The organism is Gudongella sp. DL1XJH-153 (assembly GCF_049310905.1).
GTDB lineage: Bacteria > Bacillota > Clostridia > Tissierellales > Tissierellaceae > Gudongella.
Window position 1 is genome coordinate 1 of the sequence record NZ_JBMEMN010000105.1, and the last position, 284, is coordinate 284.

Here is a 284-nt window from a genome sequence, read left to right on the forward strand (position 1 = left end):
GGACTTGTAGCTCAGGTGGTTAGAGCGCACGCCTGATAAGCGTGAGGTCGGTGGTTCGAGTCCACCCAGGTCCACCAGTAGCAGCTTTTTAGAGTTGTTACTAATCGAACATTGCCTTTTTGTCCAACGAGCGAAAGTGAGTTGCAGACAAAACGGACAGCGAAGCGAGCAAAGTGAGCGTAGGAGTGAAAGCGCGAGCCAAGCGAGCACTGAACATTGAAAACTACAAATAAGAACATTCAAAAACAATAAACATGAAAAAGGTCAAGTTATTAAGAGCATAG

At 45.8% G+C, this 284-nt stretch carries 1 tRNA gene; it reads left to right on the top strand.

Annotated elements, in window-relative coordinates:
• Nucleotides 1-77 (top strand) — tRNA-Ile (locus ACOEN1_RS13565).
• The last annotated feature ends 207 nt before the right edge of the window (nt 78-284 follow it).